Source organism: Propionivibrio sp. (assembly GCF_041441355.1).
Taxonomy (GTDB): domain Bacteria; phylum Pseudomonadota; class Gammaproteobacteria; order Burkholderiales; family Rhodocyclaceae; genus Propionivibrio.
Map to the genome: position 1 here is coordinate 1 of NZ_JASDTF010000026.1, position 16,749 is coordinate 16,749.

The window sequence follows — 16,749 nt, forward strand, 5'->3', positions numbered from 1 at the left end:
CGTGCCGTCGGCCATGCGCTTCTTGCGGTTGTAGGTCCAGGAGAAGGGCGGTTCGATGCCGTTCGAGGCGTTGTCGGCGAAGGCCAAAGAGATCGTGCCGGTCGGCGCGATCGACAGAAGGTGCGAGTTGCGCAGGCCGTGCTTGCGGATCTCGGCCTTGACGTCGGCGGGCAGGCGCGAAGCAAAGTTGCCGCCCGAGAGGTAGAGCTCGGCGTTGAAGAGCGGGAAGGCGCCGCGTTCCTTGGCCAGTTCGACCGAGGCGAGGTAGGCGGCGTTGCGCATGTGTTCGGAGATGCGCGCGCCCATGGCCGCCGCTTCCTGCGTGTCGTAGCGCATGCGCAGCATGCACAGGGCATCGCCGAGGCCGGTGAAGCCGAGGCCGACGCGGCGCTTGTTGGCAGCTTCTTCGCGCTGGCGGTCGAGCGGCCAGGCGGTGACGTCGAGTACGTTGTCGAGCATGCGCGTCGACACCTTGACCACTTCGGCGAAGGCGTCGAAGTCGAACTCGGCCTGGTTGGAGAAGGCGTGGCGGACGAACAGGGTGAGGTTGATCGACCCCAGGCAGCAGCAGCCGTAGGGCGGCAGCGGCTGTTCGGCGCAGGGGTTGGTGGCCTCGATCTGCTCGCAGTAGTTGAGGTTGTTGTCGCGGTTCATGCGGTCGAGGAAAAGAATCCCCGGCTCGGCATGGTCGTAGGTCGACTTCATGACCTGGTCCCAGAGGTCACGGGCGCGCACCTTGCGATAGACCCACAGGCCATCATCGCGCTGGAAGGCGCCGTCGCGCTTCATGTCGGCGTTGGGCTCGGCGCGGTGCACGAGCTCGACGTCGGTGTCGGCTTCCACGGCTTTCATGAACGCGTCGGAAACGCCGATCGAGATGTTGAAGTTGGTCAGGTCGCCCTGATCCTTGGCGTGGATGAAGTCCTCGATGTCCGGGTGGTCGCAGCGCAACACGCCCATCTGGGCGCCGCGCCGGGCGCCGGCCGATTCGACGGTCTCGCACGAACGATCGAAGACGCGCATGTAGGACACCGGGCCCGAAGCACGCGACTGCGTACCTTTGACCTGAGCGCCTTGCGGCCGGATGGAGGAAAAGTCATAGCCGACGCCGCCGCCACGGCGCATGGTTTCCGCGGCTTCGGCGAGCGCCGTGTAGATGCCCGGACGGCCGTCGACGACTTCGACGATCGAGTCACCGACCGGCTGGACGAAGCAGTTGATCAGCGTCGCGGAGAGGGTGGTGCCGGCGGCCGAATTGATGCGGCCGGCCGGGACGAAACCGTTTTCCTGCGCCCAGAGGAAGCGCTCTTCCCATTTGCTGCGCTGCTTCTCTTCTTCGACGGCGGCGAGCGCACGGGCGACCCGGCGGCGCACGTCGTGGACGTTGGTTTCGGTGCCCTTGGCGTACTTCTCGAGGAGAACCTCGCCGGAGATTTCCTGCTCGGTGAGGGGAGCGTGTTCAGGTGCTGCGGCGATCGCCGTCAGGGAGAGTTGTTGTGCGTTCTGGCTCATGGTCATCCCTTCGAATGATTATGTTGGCGAGCGCGCTGGCGCGCGTCCTCCGTCTGTTTTGGGTGAGGCGTGTTCTACGGTGTTGCCGATGGTTGCGGTGCAGCAGGCGCTCGGGGCTGGGACGGGTTCGAATGCAGGTCGGTCGATGCGCCCGGCGGGGCCGTGTATGTAGGCCAACGTTTTCTAAGCTACTACATTTAGTGTTGCCCGGCAAGAACTTGACTAGATATAGTTGTTGTGTCACGCGTAGGGGAATTGCCAAGGCGCTGAAAATGCGGGGGTTTGGCTTGCGGATTCCAGGTCGAAATGGAATGGACGAGGCCGTTGTCTGGCTGGAAAAACGGACGCAACTTTATTACAATGCGAAACGTACTTTCGTCATGTGCAATTGTGTGGCGGGTTGGGCAGAAAAACGCGCCGCGGAAACAGCCGGGAGCAAGGGCAGTCATCCGGCTATGGAGACGATCGTGCATCGCCATGGAAAAAGAGGGGAAATCGCATCACGGCCGACATTCGACCTCGGCCGGTTTGGTAAAATCCAGGTTCCGGAAAACGGCAACGGCTGACGCGCGTGCCGGAATCTAAGTTCCACGCTTCACGCGACCGCGTTCGCACCTTGGCTTCCATAGCTCCAGGCTCCACACTCAACACGCTCCAGCGCACTTACCCTGCCACGAACGCCCAGCGAGGCATCGGCAGGATTTTTAAGGGAAAGAGAAAAACATGTTCGTTTTTGTTTTGAACTGCGGCAGTTCCTCGTTCAAATACCAGTTGCTCGACATGAGCGACGAGCGTCGCGTGGCCATCGGCCTCGTCGAGCGCATCGGCATGAAGGATTCGGTCCTTGCCTATGAAACCGCCAACGGCGACAAGGTCAAGGAAGTTGCCGACATCGCCGATCACGAGGTCGCGATCAAGAAGGTGCTCGAGAAGCTGGTCGACGCCAACATCGGCGTCATCAAGTCGCTGCAGGACATCACCGCCATCGGCCACCGCGTGGTGCATGGCGCCGAGAAGTTCTCGGGTTCGGTGCTGATCACCGACGCCGTGCTCGACGCCCTGCGCGAAAACATCCCGCTGGCCCCGCTGCACAACCCGGCCAACATCACCGGCATCCAGGCCATGCAGCGCGCACTGCCCGGCGTGCCCAACGTCGGCGTCTTCGACACCGCCTTCCACGCCACGATGCCGGCCGAGTCCTACATCTACGCCGTGCCCTACGAGTGGTACGAGAAGCACCACGTTCGTCGCTACGGCTTCCACGGCACCTCGCACCGCTTCGTTTCGGAGCGCGCTGCCGAAATCCTCGGCATCGCCAAGGACCAGTTCAACTGCATCACCTGCCACATGGGCAACGGTTCGTCGTTCACCGCCGTCAAGGGCGGCAAGTCGTACGACACCAGCATGGGCATGACCCCGCTGGAAGGCATTGTGATGGGCACCCGTTGCGGCGACGTCGACGCGGGCATCCCGAACTTCCTGGCGAAGAACGTCAATATGTCGTTCGACGACATCGACGCCGCGCTGAACAAGCAGTCGGGTCTGCTCGGCATTTCCGGCGTCAGCTCGGACATGCGTGACGTCGAGCAAGCTGCCGCGGCAGGTAACGCCCGCGCCCAGCTGGCCCTGGACGTGCTGGCTCACCGCGTGCTGCAGTACATCGGCGCCTACGCGATCGAACTCGGCCGTGTCGATGCGATCGTGTTCACCGGTGGCATTGGCGAGAACGGCAAGGGCTTCCGCGCCCAGATCGTCGAGCGTCTGACTGCCCTCGGCATCAAGCTCAACGCCCAGGCCAACGACGTGCGCGGCAAGGAAGCGATCATCTCGAGCGACGATTCGCCGATCAAGGTCATGGTCGTGCCGACCAACGAAGAACTGGTGATCGCGCGCGACACCAAGGAAATCGTCGGCAAGTAATCCCGACTTCGGGAATAGAAAGCCCTGCGAGCCGAACGGCCGCAGGGCTTTTTCTTTGGTTTGGGCGTTGTGTGCTTGAACGCGTTTAGGCGCTTACACGTCTGCAGCTTTGCGGTAGCTGGCAAGTGCCGCCGTGGTCGAGGTGCCGGCGAGGACCGGTTTGGCCGGGTCGCCGAGGCCGAATTCGGCTTGCAGTGCCGGCTTGTTCTCGGCAATGAAATCGAGCGCGCGTTGCAGATTATTCAAGCGGTTGTCGATGAAATTGCCGGCCGAAGCCAGCAGGGTGGTGGCCTGGGTGAAGTGTGCGGCGAACTGCTGTAGCGTCGCCTGCACGCCAGACGCGTTTTTGCCCAGGGCATCGGCCAGGGGCTTGCCGTCGAAATTCGCGTGCTGGCTGCCGGCATCGATGCTCAGGCCGAGGTCGCCCAGTCCCTGGAAGCCATGGGCCGCGCCAGTGAAAATGTCCCCAATGATGTTGCGCAACTCGCTGCGTGTGACTTGCGCCGCCTGGTTGCCGTGCAGGGCGCCGCCCGGGAGGAAGTCTTCGGCAAAGCGGTCGATCCAGGCGTTGTAGGTGTTGCGGAAGTCGTCCATGCGGCTGGCCAGGGATGCGCTGTCGGTGGCGACCGCGGGCTGGCCCAGGTCGGCAGCCGCTTGGCTCAGGCTGTTGAGCATGCTGCGCATTTCGGTCAACTCGTTGCGTTGCGCAGTGTAGGTGGCTTCAGCCTGGTTGATGACGCTCATCATCCGATAGGCCAATTCCGGGTCGTGCAACGAGTTGACCCGGCCCGTGGCGCTTACACCCGGGATGGCGCTGCTTTCACCGACGCTTTGGCCGTTGAGCGCGGCGAGCGTGGTGAGGATGGTGTTGTTGCCTGCATCGCTGACGCTGCTGACTAGCGTGGAAAGGGATTGTGCCTTGAGCGTCGCCACTTGCAGGCGCAAGGTGGCACCGAAGTCCTGGGCACCTGTTTCGCCGGCCGCGGCGCCGGTTTTGGTGGGCGAGACGCTGCCGTTGAGGGCGGACGTGCCAAGACGTTCGGAAATGCGGTCGGTAGACATGAGGCCTCCTGCGGAGAACTGAGATCGCATCGCAGATTCTGCGATGGGGCAGGAGAACGCAGCAAGATTGAGGCCAGACGAACTCTTGGCCGCACGGACCGCAAAAGAGGCCGGGAACGGAGGACGCAGGTTGGCCCGGATGCGCCGCTTTTGCCGGATGGCGGCAAAAGCGGCGGGGGGACGGTCCTCTTTTGCCGCTTAGAAGAGTTTGAGCCCGTGCAGGAGGACGACGGCGATCGAAACCGGTGTGATGTAGCGCACGGTGAAGAACAACACGCGGATCAAGGGCTTGTTATCGATCGTGCCGTCGTTGCTGAGTTGCTTTTCGAGCTGCGGCAGGCCGTAGACCCAGCCGACGAAGAGGCAGATCAGGATGCCGCCGACCGGCATCAGCAGGTTGGAGCTGATGAAGTCGAAGAGGTCGAAGGCGTTCATGCCGAAGAGTTTGAGGTCGGCGGCGACGCTGTTCGAGAGGGCGGCCGGGACGCCGAACAAGCCGACGATGGCAATGGTGCACAGTGCCGCGGTCTTGCGCTGCAGGCCGAAGCGCTCGGTGAGGATGGCCGCCGGGACTTCGAGGATCGAGAGCATGGCGCCGACGCTGGCGATGGCGGTGAGGATGAAGAAGAGCGTCATGAAGATCGCGCCGCCGGGCATCGAGGTGAACACCGCGGGAATGGTCATGAAGACCAGTGAAGGGCCGGCGGAGGGCTCGAAGCCGAAAGAAAACACCGCCGGGAAAATGGCAATGCCGGCGAGCAGCGAGACGGTCAGGTCGGCGAGCATGACGCGGGTGGTCGTCGCCGGGATGTTCTGGTCGTCGCGGAAATAGCTGCCGTAGGTGAGCATGGTGCCCATGCCGATCGAGAGCTTGAAGAACGACAGGCCCAGCGCGGTGAGCAGGACGGCAGGGGTGATCTTCGAGAGGTCCGGCGCGAAGAGGAAGGCGAGGCCTTCGGCCGCGGCCGGGAGGGTCAGGCTGCGCACGCAGAGGACCAGCAGCAGGATGAAGAGCAGCGGCATCAGCTTGCGGGTGACGGCTTCGATCCCCTTGGAGACACCGAGCATGATGATGCTGCCGGTGACGCCAAGGACGACCCACTGCCAGAGCAGGGAGGAGAAAGGGTCGGAAATCAACGCACCGAAGGCGCTGCCGGCCACTTTCGGATCGGTGGTGGCGATTTCGCCGACCATCGACTTGAAGACGTAGGCGTAAACCCAGCCGGCGACCTCGGAGTAGAAGGCGAGGATCAGGACTGCGGCGGCGCAGCCCATCCAGCCGATGATCGTCCAGTAGCCCTGGCGCGGCGGCGAAAGGCGTTCAAAGGCGGTGATGGTGTTGGCGCGCGCGGCGCGACCGAGCATGGTTTCGGCGATCATCACCGGCAGGCCGACGAGCAGCGTGGCGAGCAGGTAAACGACCAGAAAACCGGCGCCGCCGTTGGCGCCGGTCAGGGAGGGGAATTTCCAGATGTTGCCCAGGCCAACCGCCGAGCCCAGCGTCGCCGCCAGGACACCGAAGGTGCTGGTGAATGCATCGCGTGATGTGCGTGCCATATGCCCTCGCTAGATGATTTTGGTTTGAGTTGTGAACGGAGAGTCGGAAATGAGGTGCGCACACGACGTCGAACCGGCCCGAAGCGGTGCTGGCGGGACGGTCCGGGGGCGCATGGCGTGTTCGGCTTAGTGTGCGGCGCTGTCGTCGAGGTGAGCGACGTCGTCGTATTCGCGCTGGTTGGCTTCGTGCCGGCGCTTGACGAGCAGCATGGCGCCGCTGACGAAGAGACCGAAAAGGGTGATGACCAGGTAGATCGAGAGGTCGAGCTTGATCATCAGGAAGTAGAGTCCGGTCATCACCAGAATGGACAGGTTCTCGTTGAAGTTCTGCACCGCAATCGAGTGTCCGGCGCCCATCAGGATGTGTCCGCGGTGCTGGAGCAGGGCGTTCATCGGTACGACGAAGTAGCCCGAAAGCGCGCCGACGAGGACCAACAGCGGGATCGCGAGCCACATCTGGGAAACGAAATTCATCACCAGGACGATGATGCCCATGGCGATCCCCAAGGGGATGACCTTGACCGCCTTGCGCAGGGTGATCCGGCGCGCTGCGGCGACGGCGCCGGCGGCGACGCCGAGGGCGACCACGCCTTGCAGCATGCTTGACTTGGAAAGGTCGAGCTTGAGCGCGACTTCGGCCCATTTGATAACGATGAACTGGAGCGTGGCGCCGGCGCCCCAGAACAGCGTGGTGACGGCGAGCGAGATCTGGCCCAGGCGGTCGCGCCAGAGCAGCTTCACGCAGTGCGAGAACTCGCGGATCAGGTAGGCCGGGTTGCTGTGCAGGGCCTTGTGGTCGACGCCGGTGTCGGGAATGTAAAGGTTGATGACCGAGGCCAAGATGTAGAAGGCGGCGATCACGGCCAGTGCCATTTCACCGACGGTGTCGATCCCGGTGTCGATCAGCGGCAGGTCGAAGGACAGCAGTGAGTGGGCGATGGCCGGCTGGATCAGGGCGCCGCCGGTGACCACACCGAGGATGATGGCGCCGACCGTCAGGCCTTCGATCCAGCCGTTGGCGACGACCAGCAGGCGATGCGGGAGGTACTCGGTCAGGATGCCGTATTTGGCGGGGGAGTAGGCTGCGGCACCGAGGCCGACGATGGCGTAGGCCAGCAGCGGATGCACGGAGAAGAACATCAGCGAGCAGCCGATGATCTTGATCGTATTGCTGATGAACATCACCCGCCACTTGGGCATCGAGTCGGCAAAGGCGCCGACGAAGGCGGCGAGGACGACGTAGGAAACGGTGAAGAAGGTCTTGAGCAGCGGCTCGTAGGCGCTCGGCGCGTTCATTTCGCGCAGGGCGGCGATGGCAACGATGAGCAGGGCGTTGTCGGCGAGCGCAGAGAAAAATTGCGCTGCCATGATGATGTAAAAGCCGAAGGGCATTGCGAACGACCGCTTGTCGGTTCTTAAAGAGGCGTGTTTATACCATGAAAGAAGTATGGTTGTGATTGCCCTTTGCCGTTTCAAGGTTCGCCGACAGGGGGTGGGCGTGCCCTCGGTAAGGGGAATTGAAGCCCACGGCAGGGGCTGAATCAGGCACAATGCCGGGTGTCGCGGCGTTCCCCGGTAGGCGCGCTTTCCGGAGGCGTCGGTTTTGCACGATCCGTGCGCAACGCTGCTTTCCTGTTTGTCATGCCTCGTCCGATTCAAGCCCGTATCGATCTGTCCGCCCTGCGGCACAACTGCGCGCGGGTGCGCAGCCAAACCCCGTCCGCCCGGGTGTGGGCGGTTCTCAAGGCCGACGCCTACGGCCACGGCCTGTTGCGCGTCGCCCGCAGCCTGGCGGCGAACGTGGAGGGTTTCGCCGTGCTTGAACTGTCGGCGGCCATCACCCTGCGCAATGCCGGCCTGAAACACCCGATCATGCTGCTCGAAGGCTGTTTCGAGCCCGCCGACCTCCAGCTTTGCGCCGAATACGGCCTGACCCCGGCAGTACATCATCTAGAACAACTGCGCATGTTCGCCTCGGTTCAGCTGCCTGCGCCGTTGCCGGTCTATCTGAAAATCAACACCGGGATGAACCGCCTCGGGTTCACCGCCCCCGAATTGCCGGCGCTGCAGGCGATGCTCGAGGCCAGTGAAGGCGTCGGCAAGGTCGGGGTGATGACCCATTTCGCCAACGCCGACGACGATCTGGGCGTGCAGTGGCAACTTGAGCGCTTTACAGAAATGCGCCAGGGCTGGCTGGGCCGCCTGCCCGGTGAAGTGTCGATGGCCAACTCGGCGGCGATCCTGCGCCATCCGCACACCGCAGCCGACTGGGTGCGGCCGGGGATCATGCTCTACGGCAGCAGCCCTTTCGCCGAGCACAGCGCCGAGGAATGCGGTTTGCGTCCGGTGATGACGCTGACCAGCCAGATTATCGCCGTGCAATCCCTCGGGGTCGGCGAGCGTGTCGGTTATGGCGGCATCTACACCGCGCAACGGCCGACGCGCGTGGGCATCGTCGCCTGCGGCTACGCCGACGGTTACCCGCGCAGCGCGGTTTGCGGTACGCCGATCGTGGTCTGCGGACGGCGTACGACGACCGTCGGCCGAGTGTCGATGGACATGCTCGCCTGCGACCTGACCGACATTCCCGAAGCCGGGGTCGGCAGTCCGGTCGTCCTCTGGGGCGAGGGCCTGCCGGCCAGCGACGTGGCCGCGGCGGCGGGAACGCTCGCCTACGAACTCTTTTGCGCCCTGGCTCAGCGGGTGCCGGTCGTCGAGGTCTAGCCGCATGGCCAAGGCGGCGAAAAACCTTTACGCCTGCGGCGAATGCGGCGCCACGGCGCCCAAGTGGCAAGGGCAGTGCCCGGGCTGCGGGGCATGGAACACCCTCGTCGAGACGCGTCCCGAACCGGCCGCGACGGGTAACCGCTTTGCCGCGCTGGCCGGGGCTTCGCGCTTGCAATCGCTGGCCGAGGTCGAGGCGCGCGAAGAGGATCGGCTGCCGACCGGCATCGCCGAATTCGACCGTGCGCTCGGCGGCGGGTTGGTGGCCGGCGGTGTGATCCTGATTGGCGGCGACCCCGGGATCGGAAAGAGCACCTTGCTCCTGCAGGCACTGACCGCCCTGGCCGAAACGCAGCCGGTGCTCTACGTGAGCGGCGAGGAGTCGGCGCAGCAGGTGGCGCTGCGCGCCAAACGGCTGGCGCTCGATACGCGGCGCCTGCAACTCCTGGCCGAAATCAATCTGGAGCAGATCGTCGCCACGCTGCAGGCCGAGCGGCCCAAGGTGGCGGTGATCGACTCGATTCAGACGCTGTGGTCCGAAGCCTTGAGTTCGGCGCCCGGCTCGGTCGCTCAGGTGCGCGAGTGCGCGGCGCAACTGACCCGCCTCGCCAAACAGTCGGGGATCACGGTGATTCTGGTCGGGCACGTGACCAAGGAAGGGGCGCTGGCCGGGCCGCGCGTCCTTGAGCACATCGTCGATACTGTTCTCTACTTCGAGGGCGACACGCATTCGAGCTTCCGCCTGATCCGCGCGGTCAAGAACCGCTACGGCGCGGTCAACGAGATCGGCGTCTTCGCCATGACCGACAAAGGGCTCAAGGGCGTCAGCAACCCGTCGGCGATGTTCCTCTCGCAGCACGGGCAGAACGTTCCCGGTTCCTGCGTGCTGGTGACCCAGGAGGGCACGCGGCCGCTGCTGGTCGAGGTGCAGGCGCTGGTCGACCAGGCGCACGGCAACCCGCGCCGGCTGACCGTTGGTCTTGACGCGCAACGCCTGGCGATGCTGCTCGCCGTCGTGCACCGGCACGCCGGCATCGCCTGTTTCGACCAGGACGTGTTCGTCAATGCCGTCGGCGGGGTCAAGATCGGCGAGCCGGCAGCCGACCTGTCGGTGCTGCTGGCCATCGTCTCCTCGCTGAAGAATAAAGCCTTGCCGGAAAAACTGGTGGTTTTCGGCGAAGTCGGCCTGGCCGGCGAGATCCGCCCCGCGCCGCGCGGCCAGGAGCGCCTGAAGGAGGCCGCAAAACTGGGCTTTACGCGCGCCCTGATCCCACACGCCAACGCCCCGCGACAGCCGATTGCGGGCATGCAGGTCATCGCTGTGCAACGGGTCGACGAAGCCGTGCAGCGCTTGCGCGAGCTCGACTGATCGATTGCGCCTGCGCACGTCCAAACGCTTTTTCCGGAGGAGGCTGGTGAATGCTCAGGGTGCTCGGAAAATCAACGTCGATCAACGTGCGCAAGGTGCTGTGGGTCTGCGACGAGCTGGGCCTGCCGTACGCGCTTGAGCCCTGGGGCAGCGGCTGGCGCGATCCCGTAACGCCGGAATTTATCGCCCTCAATCCCAATGCCCAGGTGCCGGTGCTCTGCGATGGGGATTTCGTGCTCTGGGAATCGAACACGATCTGCCGCTACCTCGCCACCCGGGCCGGGCGCCACGACCTGTTGCCGGAGGAACCTCGCGCCCGGGCGCTGGTCGAGCAATGGATGGATTGGCAGGCCACCGACCTCAACTCGGCCTGGCGTTACGCGTTCATGGCGCGGGTGCGGCAGCACCCCGATTTCACCGATGCTGGCGCCGACGCGCGCAGCGTGGCCCAATGGAACCGGCTGATGGCCTTGCTCGACCGGCACTTGGCGAAGACCGCCGCCTTCGTCGTCGGTGAGCGGTTCACCCTCGCCGACGTGGTGCTTGCCTTGTCGATCAACCGCTGGCGGATGACGCCGATCGTGGACCGTCCAACGCTGGCCGCGGTGGATCGCTATTACGCCGCCCTGGCTGAACGCCCGGGCTTTCGCCAACACTGCGACAACGGAAGCCCTTGAGCGTGAACGAACTGCTTTTTTCCTGGCGCATGCTGCGCCGCGATGCGGGCGCAGGTGAGTTGCGTCTCCTGGCAGCCGCGCTGGTGGTCGCCGTCGCGGCGCTGACGGCGGTCGGCTTCTTCACCGACCGGGTGCGTCAGTCGCTCGACCGGCAGGCCAATCAACTGCTCGGTGCTGACCTGCTGCTGAGCGCCGACCGCGCCTGGCCGGACACCTTGACCGACGCGGCCGAACGGCACGGACTGCGTGTGGCCACGACCCGGACGTTCCCGAGCATGGTGAGCGCCGGTGATGGGGCGACGCGGCGCGTTCAACTCGCCGAGATTAAGGCGGTGAGCGAAGGCTATCCTTTGCGCGGTGCCTTGCGCATCCGCGCGCCGCAGGCCGGCGGCGTCCAGGAGGGCGGTCTTCCAGCCGACGAAGCCGCGGTCGGCATTCCTGCGCCCGGTCGCGTGTGGCTGGAAGACCGTGCCGCGGCAGCGCTGGGCGTGCGGGTTGGCGATACGCTGGCCGTCGGACGCACCCCCCTCATCGTCGACGCCATCCTGACCCAGGAGCCCGACCGGGGCGTCAATTTCTTCAGCGTCGCGCCGCGGGTCATGATTCGCCTCGATGACCTCCAGGCGAGCGGCTTGATCGGCCCGGGCAGCCGGGTCGTCCATCGACTGCTGGTGGCCGGCGAGCCGGCCCAGGTCAAGCGTTTCCGCACCGAGGTCGAGGCGCAGCTCACGCCGGGGCAAAGGATCGAGGACGTCGATAACGCGCGCCCGGAAATCCGCAGCGCGCTCGAACGGGCGCAGCGTTTTCTCGGCATCGCCGCGGTGCTGACCGTTGTCCTTGCCGCCGTCGCGGTGGCCTTGGCGGCGCGCCGCTACATGCAGCGCCACCTCGATGCCTGCGCGGTGATGCGTTGCCTGGGCGCCACCCAGGCGCTGCTGATGCGCACGCATTTACTGCAATTCCTGATCCTGGGGCTGGCGGCCTCAGGGCTCGGCTGCCTTGTCGGCTACCTGGCTCACCATGTTCTGCATGCCTGGCTGGCCCAATTGCTGGCCAGCCCCCTTCCGGCGCCGGGCATCATCCCCGCGCTGCAGGGGCTGGCGGCCGGCATGCTCCTGCTCTTCGGTTTTGCGGTGCCGCCGCTGGTGCAGTTGCAGCGGGTGTCGACGCTGCGCGTGCTGCGCCGCGAATTTGGCAGCGGGCGCATGCCTGCCTGGCGTTTCCTCCTGGCTTACGCCCTCGGTTTCTTCGTCCTGATGGGGATGATGTTCTGGGTGGCTGGCGACGCGCGCCTCGGCACCTATCTGGTGGGTGGTTTCAGCGCGGCCTTGCTGGTTTTTCTGCTCCTTGCCCGGCTGATCGTTCGCCTGGTGGCGGCGCTGCGCGGCGGTTCGGGCGCGGTCGGCTGGCGCTTCGGCTTGGCCAGCCTGGAGCGGCACGCCTTGGCCAGCGTCGTCCAGATCGTCGCCCTGGCGCTGGCCTTCATGGCGCTCCTGTTGCTGACCGCGACCCGCAACGACCTGCTCGACGCCTGGCGCCGGGCGGTGCCGGCCGATGCGCCCAATCGCTTCGTGATCAACATCCAGCCCGAGCAGCTCTCCGGTGTCCGCCAGCGTTTTTCCGAGGCGGGCCTGAGCGCCGAGTTTTCGCCCATGGTGCGTGGCCGCCTGACGCAGGTGAACGCGCGCGAGGTCGGCGCCGGCGACTACACGGACGAGCGGGCCAAGCGCCTGATCGACCGTGAATTCAACCTTTCGTACCGCGCCGCGCTGCCGGACGGCAACCGGGTGACGCAAGGGCGCTGGTTCGCGCCCGGAGAGACCGCGGCGCCGTTGGCCTCGGTCGAGGAAGGACTGGCCAAGACCTTGGGCCTGAAAGTGGGCGACCGGCTGCGCTTTTCGATCGCCGGGGAAGCCGTCGAGGTGCGCATCGTCGGGCTGCGCAAGCTCAACTGGGATTCGATGCGGGTCAATTTCTTCGTCCTCACGCCGCCCGGCGTGCTCGAGCCGTATCCGGCGAGCTGGATCACCAGCATTCACCTGCCTGCAGGCCATGAGGCCTTTGTCAATGAACTGATCGCCGCTTATCCCAACCTGACCGTGGTTGATATCGCGGCCATCGTCGCCCAGTTGCAGGTAATCCTCGAACAGGTGGCGCGCGCCGTGCAGTTCGTTTTCCTGTTCACTCTGCTGGCCGGGGTGATCGTTCTCTACAGCGCCCTGGCTTCGGCGGCCGAGGAGCGGCGCTACGAGCTGGCCGTTCTGCGCGCCCTGGGCGCGACCCAGGCGCAGTTGCGGCGGGCCTTGTGCGTCGAGTTGGCGGCCATCGGCGCCAGCGCAGGGCTGATCGCCGGCGTCGGCGCGCTCGTCGTCGGGCAGGTCGTGGCCCGGCGGGTGTTCCAGTTCGAGGTGGCGGTCGATTACGCCTTGCCCCTCGTTTCGGTGATCGGTGCCGCCGTGCTGGTCGTCGGGGCCGGCTGGCTCGCCGCGCGGCGCTTGCTGCGCACGCCGCCGCTGGAGAGTCTGCGGCGCGGCGGCTAGGCCGAAATGGGCCGAAGCGGGTGGCAGCGGGGGCGGAAAGCCTGAGGCTGCACGCCTTATCCCGCTTGGCCTGCAGGCACGCTGGAGGGCGCGCCGGTGCTGGTCTTCAGGCCGCGTCGGGCAGTTCTTCGCGCCGCAGCATGAAGACGTAGCGGTCGCCGGCCTCGGTGTCGAGCCAGGTGAAGGGCGTGTCCGGATAAGCGGCTTCGAGCGCGTCGCGGTTGTGCCCGATCTCGACGACCAGCAGACCGCCCGGATTGAGGTGCGCGGCGGCCTGAGCGAGGATGATCCGGGTGAAGTCGAGGCCGTCTTCGCCGCTGGCCAGCGCGAGTTCGGGCTCCTGCCGGTATTCGTGGGGCAGGGTGTCCATCGACTCGGCGTTCACGTACGGCGGATTGGAGATGATCACGTCGTAGCGGCGGCCGGCGAGGCCGGTGAAAGCGTCGGATTCGATCAGCTCGAGGCGCGATTCGAGCGCGTAGTCGGCGACGTTGCGCCGGGCCACGGCGAGCGCATCGGGGGAGATATCGACGGCGTCGACGAGGGCTTCCGGGAAGGCGTGCGCGGCCAGGATGGCGAGGCAGCCCGAGCCGGTGCACAGGTCGAGGACGCGGCCGACTGCCCAGGGGTCGTTGATCCAGGGCGTGAGTTGTTCGCGCAGCAGTTCGGCGATGTGTGAACGCGGCACGATCACGCGCTCGTCAACGTAGAAGCGAAAGTCGCCCAGCCAGGCTTCGTGGGTGAGGTAGGCCGCGGGCAAGCGGGCCTTGATCCGGCGTTCGATCACCGCCAACACGGCGGCGCGCTCGTCGCTGGTCAGGCGGGCGTCGATGAAGGGCGTCAGGTTGTCGATCGGCAGGTGCAGGGTATGGAGGACGAGGTAAACCGCCTCGTCCCAGGCGTTGTCGCTGCCGTGGCCAAAGAAGAGGCCAGCTTCGTCGAAACGGCTGACCGCGAAGCGGAGCAGGTCGCGGATGGTTTCGAGTTCGGCTTGGGCTTGTTTGTAGATCATCGTGGATTCGCTGGACGTGCAGGAAGAAGGTTCTCGAGGATGCGTCGGTAGATGGCCGACAGTCGCGGCAGGTCGTCGACGGCGACGTGTTCGTCGATCTTGTGGATCGAGGCATTGACCGGGCCGAGTTCGATCACCTGTGGGCAGATTTCGGCGATGAAACGGCCGTCCGAGGTACCGCCGGTGGTCGAAAGCTCGCAGTCCTGGCCGGTCACTTCGCGCACGGCTTTGCGGGTTGCGTCGACAAGCGCGCCGTCACCGGTGAGGAAAGGCTTGGCGCCGAGCGTCCAGGCGATCTCGTAGTCGAGGCCGTGCCGGTCGAGCACGGCGCACAGACGCGCCTTGAGACTTTCGGGCGTGCTCACCGTGGCGAAGCGGAAGTTGAAGAGAATCTCCACGCTGCCGGGGATGACGTTGGTCGCGCCGGTGCCGGCGTGGAGGTTGGAAATCTGCCAAGTGGTGGGCGGGAAGAAGGCGTTGCCCTGGTCCCACTCGGTCGCCGCGAGTTCGGCGATGGCCGGGGCGGCCAGGTGGATCGGGTTTTTGGCGAGGTGCGGGTAGGCGATGTGGCCTTGCACGCCCTTGACCGTCAGCTTGCCCGAGAGCGAGCCGCGCCGGCCGTTCTTGATCGTGTCGCCCAGGCGGGCGACGGCAGTCGGTTCGCCGACCAGGCAAAAATCGGGGCATTCCCCGCGCGCCTGCAGCGCCTGGGTGACCGCGACAGTGCCGTCCACGGCGTCGCCTTCCTCGTCCGAGGTGAGCAGGAAGGCGATCGAGCCGCCGTGGTCGGGGTGTTCGGCGACGTAGGCTTCGGTGGCGGTGACGAAGGCAGCCAGCGAGGCTTTCATGTCCGCCGCGCCGCGGCCGTAGAGCAGGCCGTCACGGACTTCGGGAACAAAGGGGTCGCTTTGCCACCTCTCGCGCGGGCCGGTCGGCACGACGTCGGTGTGGCCGGCAAAGCAGAAGAGCGGCGCCGCGGTACCGCGACGCGCCCAGAGGTTGCTGACGCCGCCGCGATCGATGCGTTCGCAGCTAAAGCCGATTTGGCTCAGGCGTTCGGCGATGAGTTCGAGGCAGCCGGCATCCTGCGGGGTGACCGAGGGACGAGCGATCAGCGCGCAGGTCAGGGCCTGCGTCGCATCGCCGGCCGCGGTCGGCGTCAAATCATTTGGCATGTAGTTCTTCGGGGGCTTCGTTGAGGCTCAGCGAGAACTCCTTGAAGGAGGTGCCGCCGAGGTTGGTTTCCGAAAAATCGAGCGGGGTTTCGACGCGCAAGGTCGATTCCTTGGCCGTCGAGGGGATTTCGGAGTTGTTGATCAACCAGGAGAGGTTGGTCGGCGAATCGGCGTTGGCCAGCGCTTCGTCGAGGGTGATGGCCTGTTCGCGGAAGAGGCGGAAGAGGTCCTGCTCGAAGGTCTGCGATCCGGGCGCCAGGCTTTGCTCCATTGCCTCCTTGATCGCCAGGACTTCGCCGCGTTCGATCAGTTCCTGGACGTGGCGCGTGTTGAGCAGGACTTCGGCGGTCGGGATCCGCTGGCCGTCGGGCTTCTTGACCAGACGCTGCGAGACGACGGCTTTCAGGCTGGCAGCCAGGTCGAGGAAGAGCGAGGTCCGGCTCTCAAGCGGGAAGAAGTTGATGATCCGGTTGAGCGCGTGGTAGCTGTTGTTGGCGTGCAGGGTGCCGAGGCACAGGTGGCCGGTCTGGGCGTAGGCGATGGCGGCCTGCATCGTTTCCTTGTCGCGGATTTCGCCGATCAGGATGCAGTCCGGCGCCTGGCGCATGGCGTTCTTGAGCGCCGATTCCCAGCCCAGGGTGTCCATCCCCAGCTCGCGCTGGTTGACGATGGACTTCTTGTGCCGGAAGAGGAATTCGATCGGGTCTTCGATCGTCAGGATGTGACCGCTGCGGTTGGCGTTGCGGTGGTCGAGCATCGAGGCGATGGTCGTCGATTTGCCCGAACCGGTGGCGCCGACGATCAGGATCAGACCGCGCTTTTCCATGATCAGGTCGGCCAGCACGGTGGGCAAGCCGAGGGTGTCGAGCGGCGGGATGTTGCCCTGAATGTAACGGACGACGATCGAGATCGAAGCGCGCTGGCGGAAGAGGTTGACCCGAAAATTGCCGACCCGCGGGACGCCGAAGGAGAGGTTCATCTCCATCGTCGCCTCGAAGACCTTGGTCTGCTCGGGGGTCATCAGCTCGCCGGCGATCTTGTCGATCATCGCCGGGTCCATGATCTGCTGGTTGACCGGCAGGGTATTGCCCTGGATCTTGATGTGGATCGGCGCGCCGGCGGAGATGAAGATGTCCGAGGCTTGTTTTTCGGCCATCAGCTGAAAAAGCTTGTCGAGAATCATGGTGTCTCCGCCGGAGGG

The 16,749-nt window shown here is 65.3% G+C and carries 13 protein-coding genes; 6 read left to right on the forward strand and 7 right to left on the reverse strand.

Annotation, left to right across the window (positions count from 1 at the left end; all coding sequences use genetic code 11):
• Positions 1-1,512: adenosylcobalamin-dependent ribonucleoside-diphosphate reductase (locus tag QMB55_RS09615; RefSeq protein ID WP_497588479.1), on the reverse strand; the 1,512-nt coding region annotated here is incomplete at its 3' end.
• A 311-nt stretch (positions 1,513-1,823) separates the two neighbouring features.
• On the opposite strand from QMB55_RS09615, the gene QMB55_RS09620 reads away from it, so the two are divergent.
• Both QMB55_RS09620 and QMB55_RS09625 read left to right on the forward strand, forming a co-directional pair.
• Positions 1,824-2,078 carry a hypothetical protein gene (locus tag QMB55_RS09620; protein ID WP_497588480.1) on the forward strand — a complete coding sequence of 85 codons (255 nt, stop codon included), beginning with the start codon at positions 1,824-1,826 and terminating at the stop codon, positions 2,076-2,078.
• A 157-nt stretch (positions 2,079-2,235) separates the two neighbouring features.
• Positions 2,236-3,432: an acetate kinase gene (locus tag QMB55_RS09625; RefSeq protein WP_497588481.1), complete on the forward strand. Its 1,197-nt coding sequence runs from the start codon at positions 2,236-2,238 to the stop codon at positions 3,430-3,432.
• Between the two features lie 93 nt (positions 3,433-3,525).
• Here QMB55_RS09625 and QMB55_RS09630 read toward each other — a convergent pair whose 3' ends face one another.
• From QMB55_RS09630 to lplT, 3 genes are all read right to left on the reverse strand, one after another.
• The gene (locus QMB55_RS09630) at positions 3,526-4,494 is read right to left on the reverse strand and encodes a hypothetical protein (RefSeq protein WP_497588482.1); all 969 of its coding nucleotides are present in this window, start codon (positions 4,492-4,494) and stop codon (positions 3,526-3,528) included.
• Positions 4,495-4,692: 198 nt separating this feature from the next.
• On the reverse strand, positions 4,693-6,051 hold the full coding sequence (locus QMB55_RS09635) for a sodium-dependent transporter (protein ID WP_497588483.1): 1,359 nt from the start codon (positions 6,049-6,051) through the stop codon (positions 4,693-4,695).
• Between the two features lie 126 nt (positions 6,052-6,177).
• A complete protein-coding gene (gene lplT, locus QMB55_RS09640) occupies positions 6,178-7,443 on the reverse strand; it encodes a lysophospholipid transporter LplT (protein WP_497588484.1) in 1,266 nt (421 codons plus the stop codon).
• A gap of 249 nt (positions 7,444-7,692) precedes the next feature.
• Between lplT and alr the strand changes: the two genes are divergently transcribed.
• Genes alr through QMB55_RS09660 form a run of 4 tightly spaced genes read left to right on the forward strand, consistent with a single transcriptional unit; the run spans position 7,693 to position 13,361 of the window.
• A complete protein-coding gene (alr, locus tag QMB55_RS09645; protein ID WP_497588485.1) occupies positions 7,693-8,775 on the forward strand; it encodes an alanine racemase in 1,083 nt (360 codons plus the stop codon).
• A 4-nt stretch (positions 8,776-8,779) separates the two neighbouring features.
• Positions 8,780-10,144: a DNA repair protein RadA gene (radA, locus tag QMB55_RS09650; RefSeq protein ID WP_497588486.1), complete on the forward strand. Its 1,365-nt coding sequence runs from the start codon at positions 8,780-8,782 to the stop codon at positions 10,142-10,144.
• Positions 10,145-10,194: 50 nt separating this feature from the next.
• Complete coding sequence (locus tag QMB55_RS09655) at positions 10,195-10,821, forward strand: glutathione S-transferase family protein (protein WP_497588487.1); 627 nt, start codon at positions 10,195-10,197, stop codon at positions 10,819-10,821.
• A 2-nt stretch (positions 10,822-10,823) separates the two neighbouring features.
• Positions 10,824-13,361, forward strand: a complete 2,538-nt coding sequence (locus tag QMB55_RS09660; RefSeq protein WP_497588488.1) for an ABC transporter permease — start codon at positions 10,824-10,826, stop codon at positions 13,359-13,361.
• Between the two features lie 106 nt (positions 13,362-13,467).
• Here the strand turns inward: QMB55_RS09660 and prmB are convergent, their stop codons facing one another.
• The 3 genes from prmB to QMB55_RS09675 are packed head-to-tail and all read right to left on the reverse strand — an operon-like array spanning position 13,468 to position 16,731.
• Entirely contained in the window at positions 13,468-14,373 is a 906-nt protein-coding gene (prmB, locus tag QMB55_RS09665) for a 50S ribosomal protein L3 N(5)-glutamine methyltransferase (RefSeq protein WP_497588489.1), read from the reverse strand.
• Positions 14,370-15,548 carry a succinyl-diaminopimelate desuccinylase gene (gene dapE / locus QMB55_RS09670; protein WP_497588490.1) on the reverse strand — a complete coding sequence of 393 codons (1,179 nt, stop codon included), beginning with the start codon at positions 15,546-15,548 and terminating at the stop codon, positions 14,370-14,372. The genes prmB and dapE overlap by 4 nt, the downstream gene beginning before the upstream one ends.
• On the reverse strand, positions 15,538-16,731 hold the full coding sequence (locus QMB55_RS09675; protein ID WP_497588491.1) for a PilT/PilU family type 4a pilus ATPase: 1,194 nt from the start codon (positions 16,729-16,731) through the stop codon (positions 15,538-15,540). Before QMB55_RS09675 ends, dapE begins: the two co-directional genes overlap by 11 nt.
• Positions 16,732-16,749 lie beyond the last annotated feature (18 nt).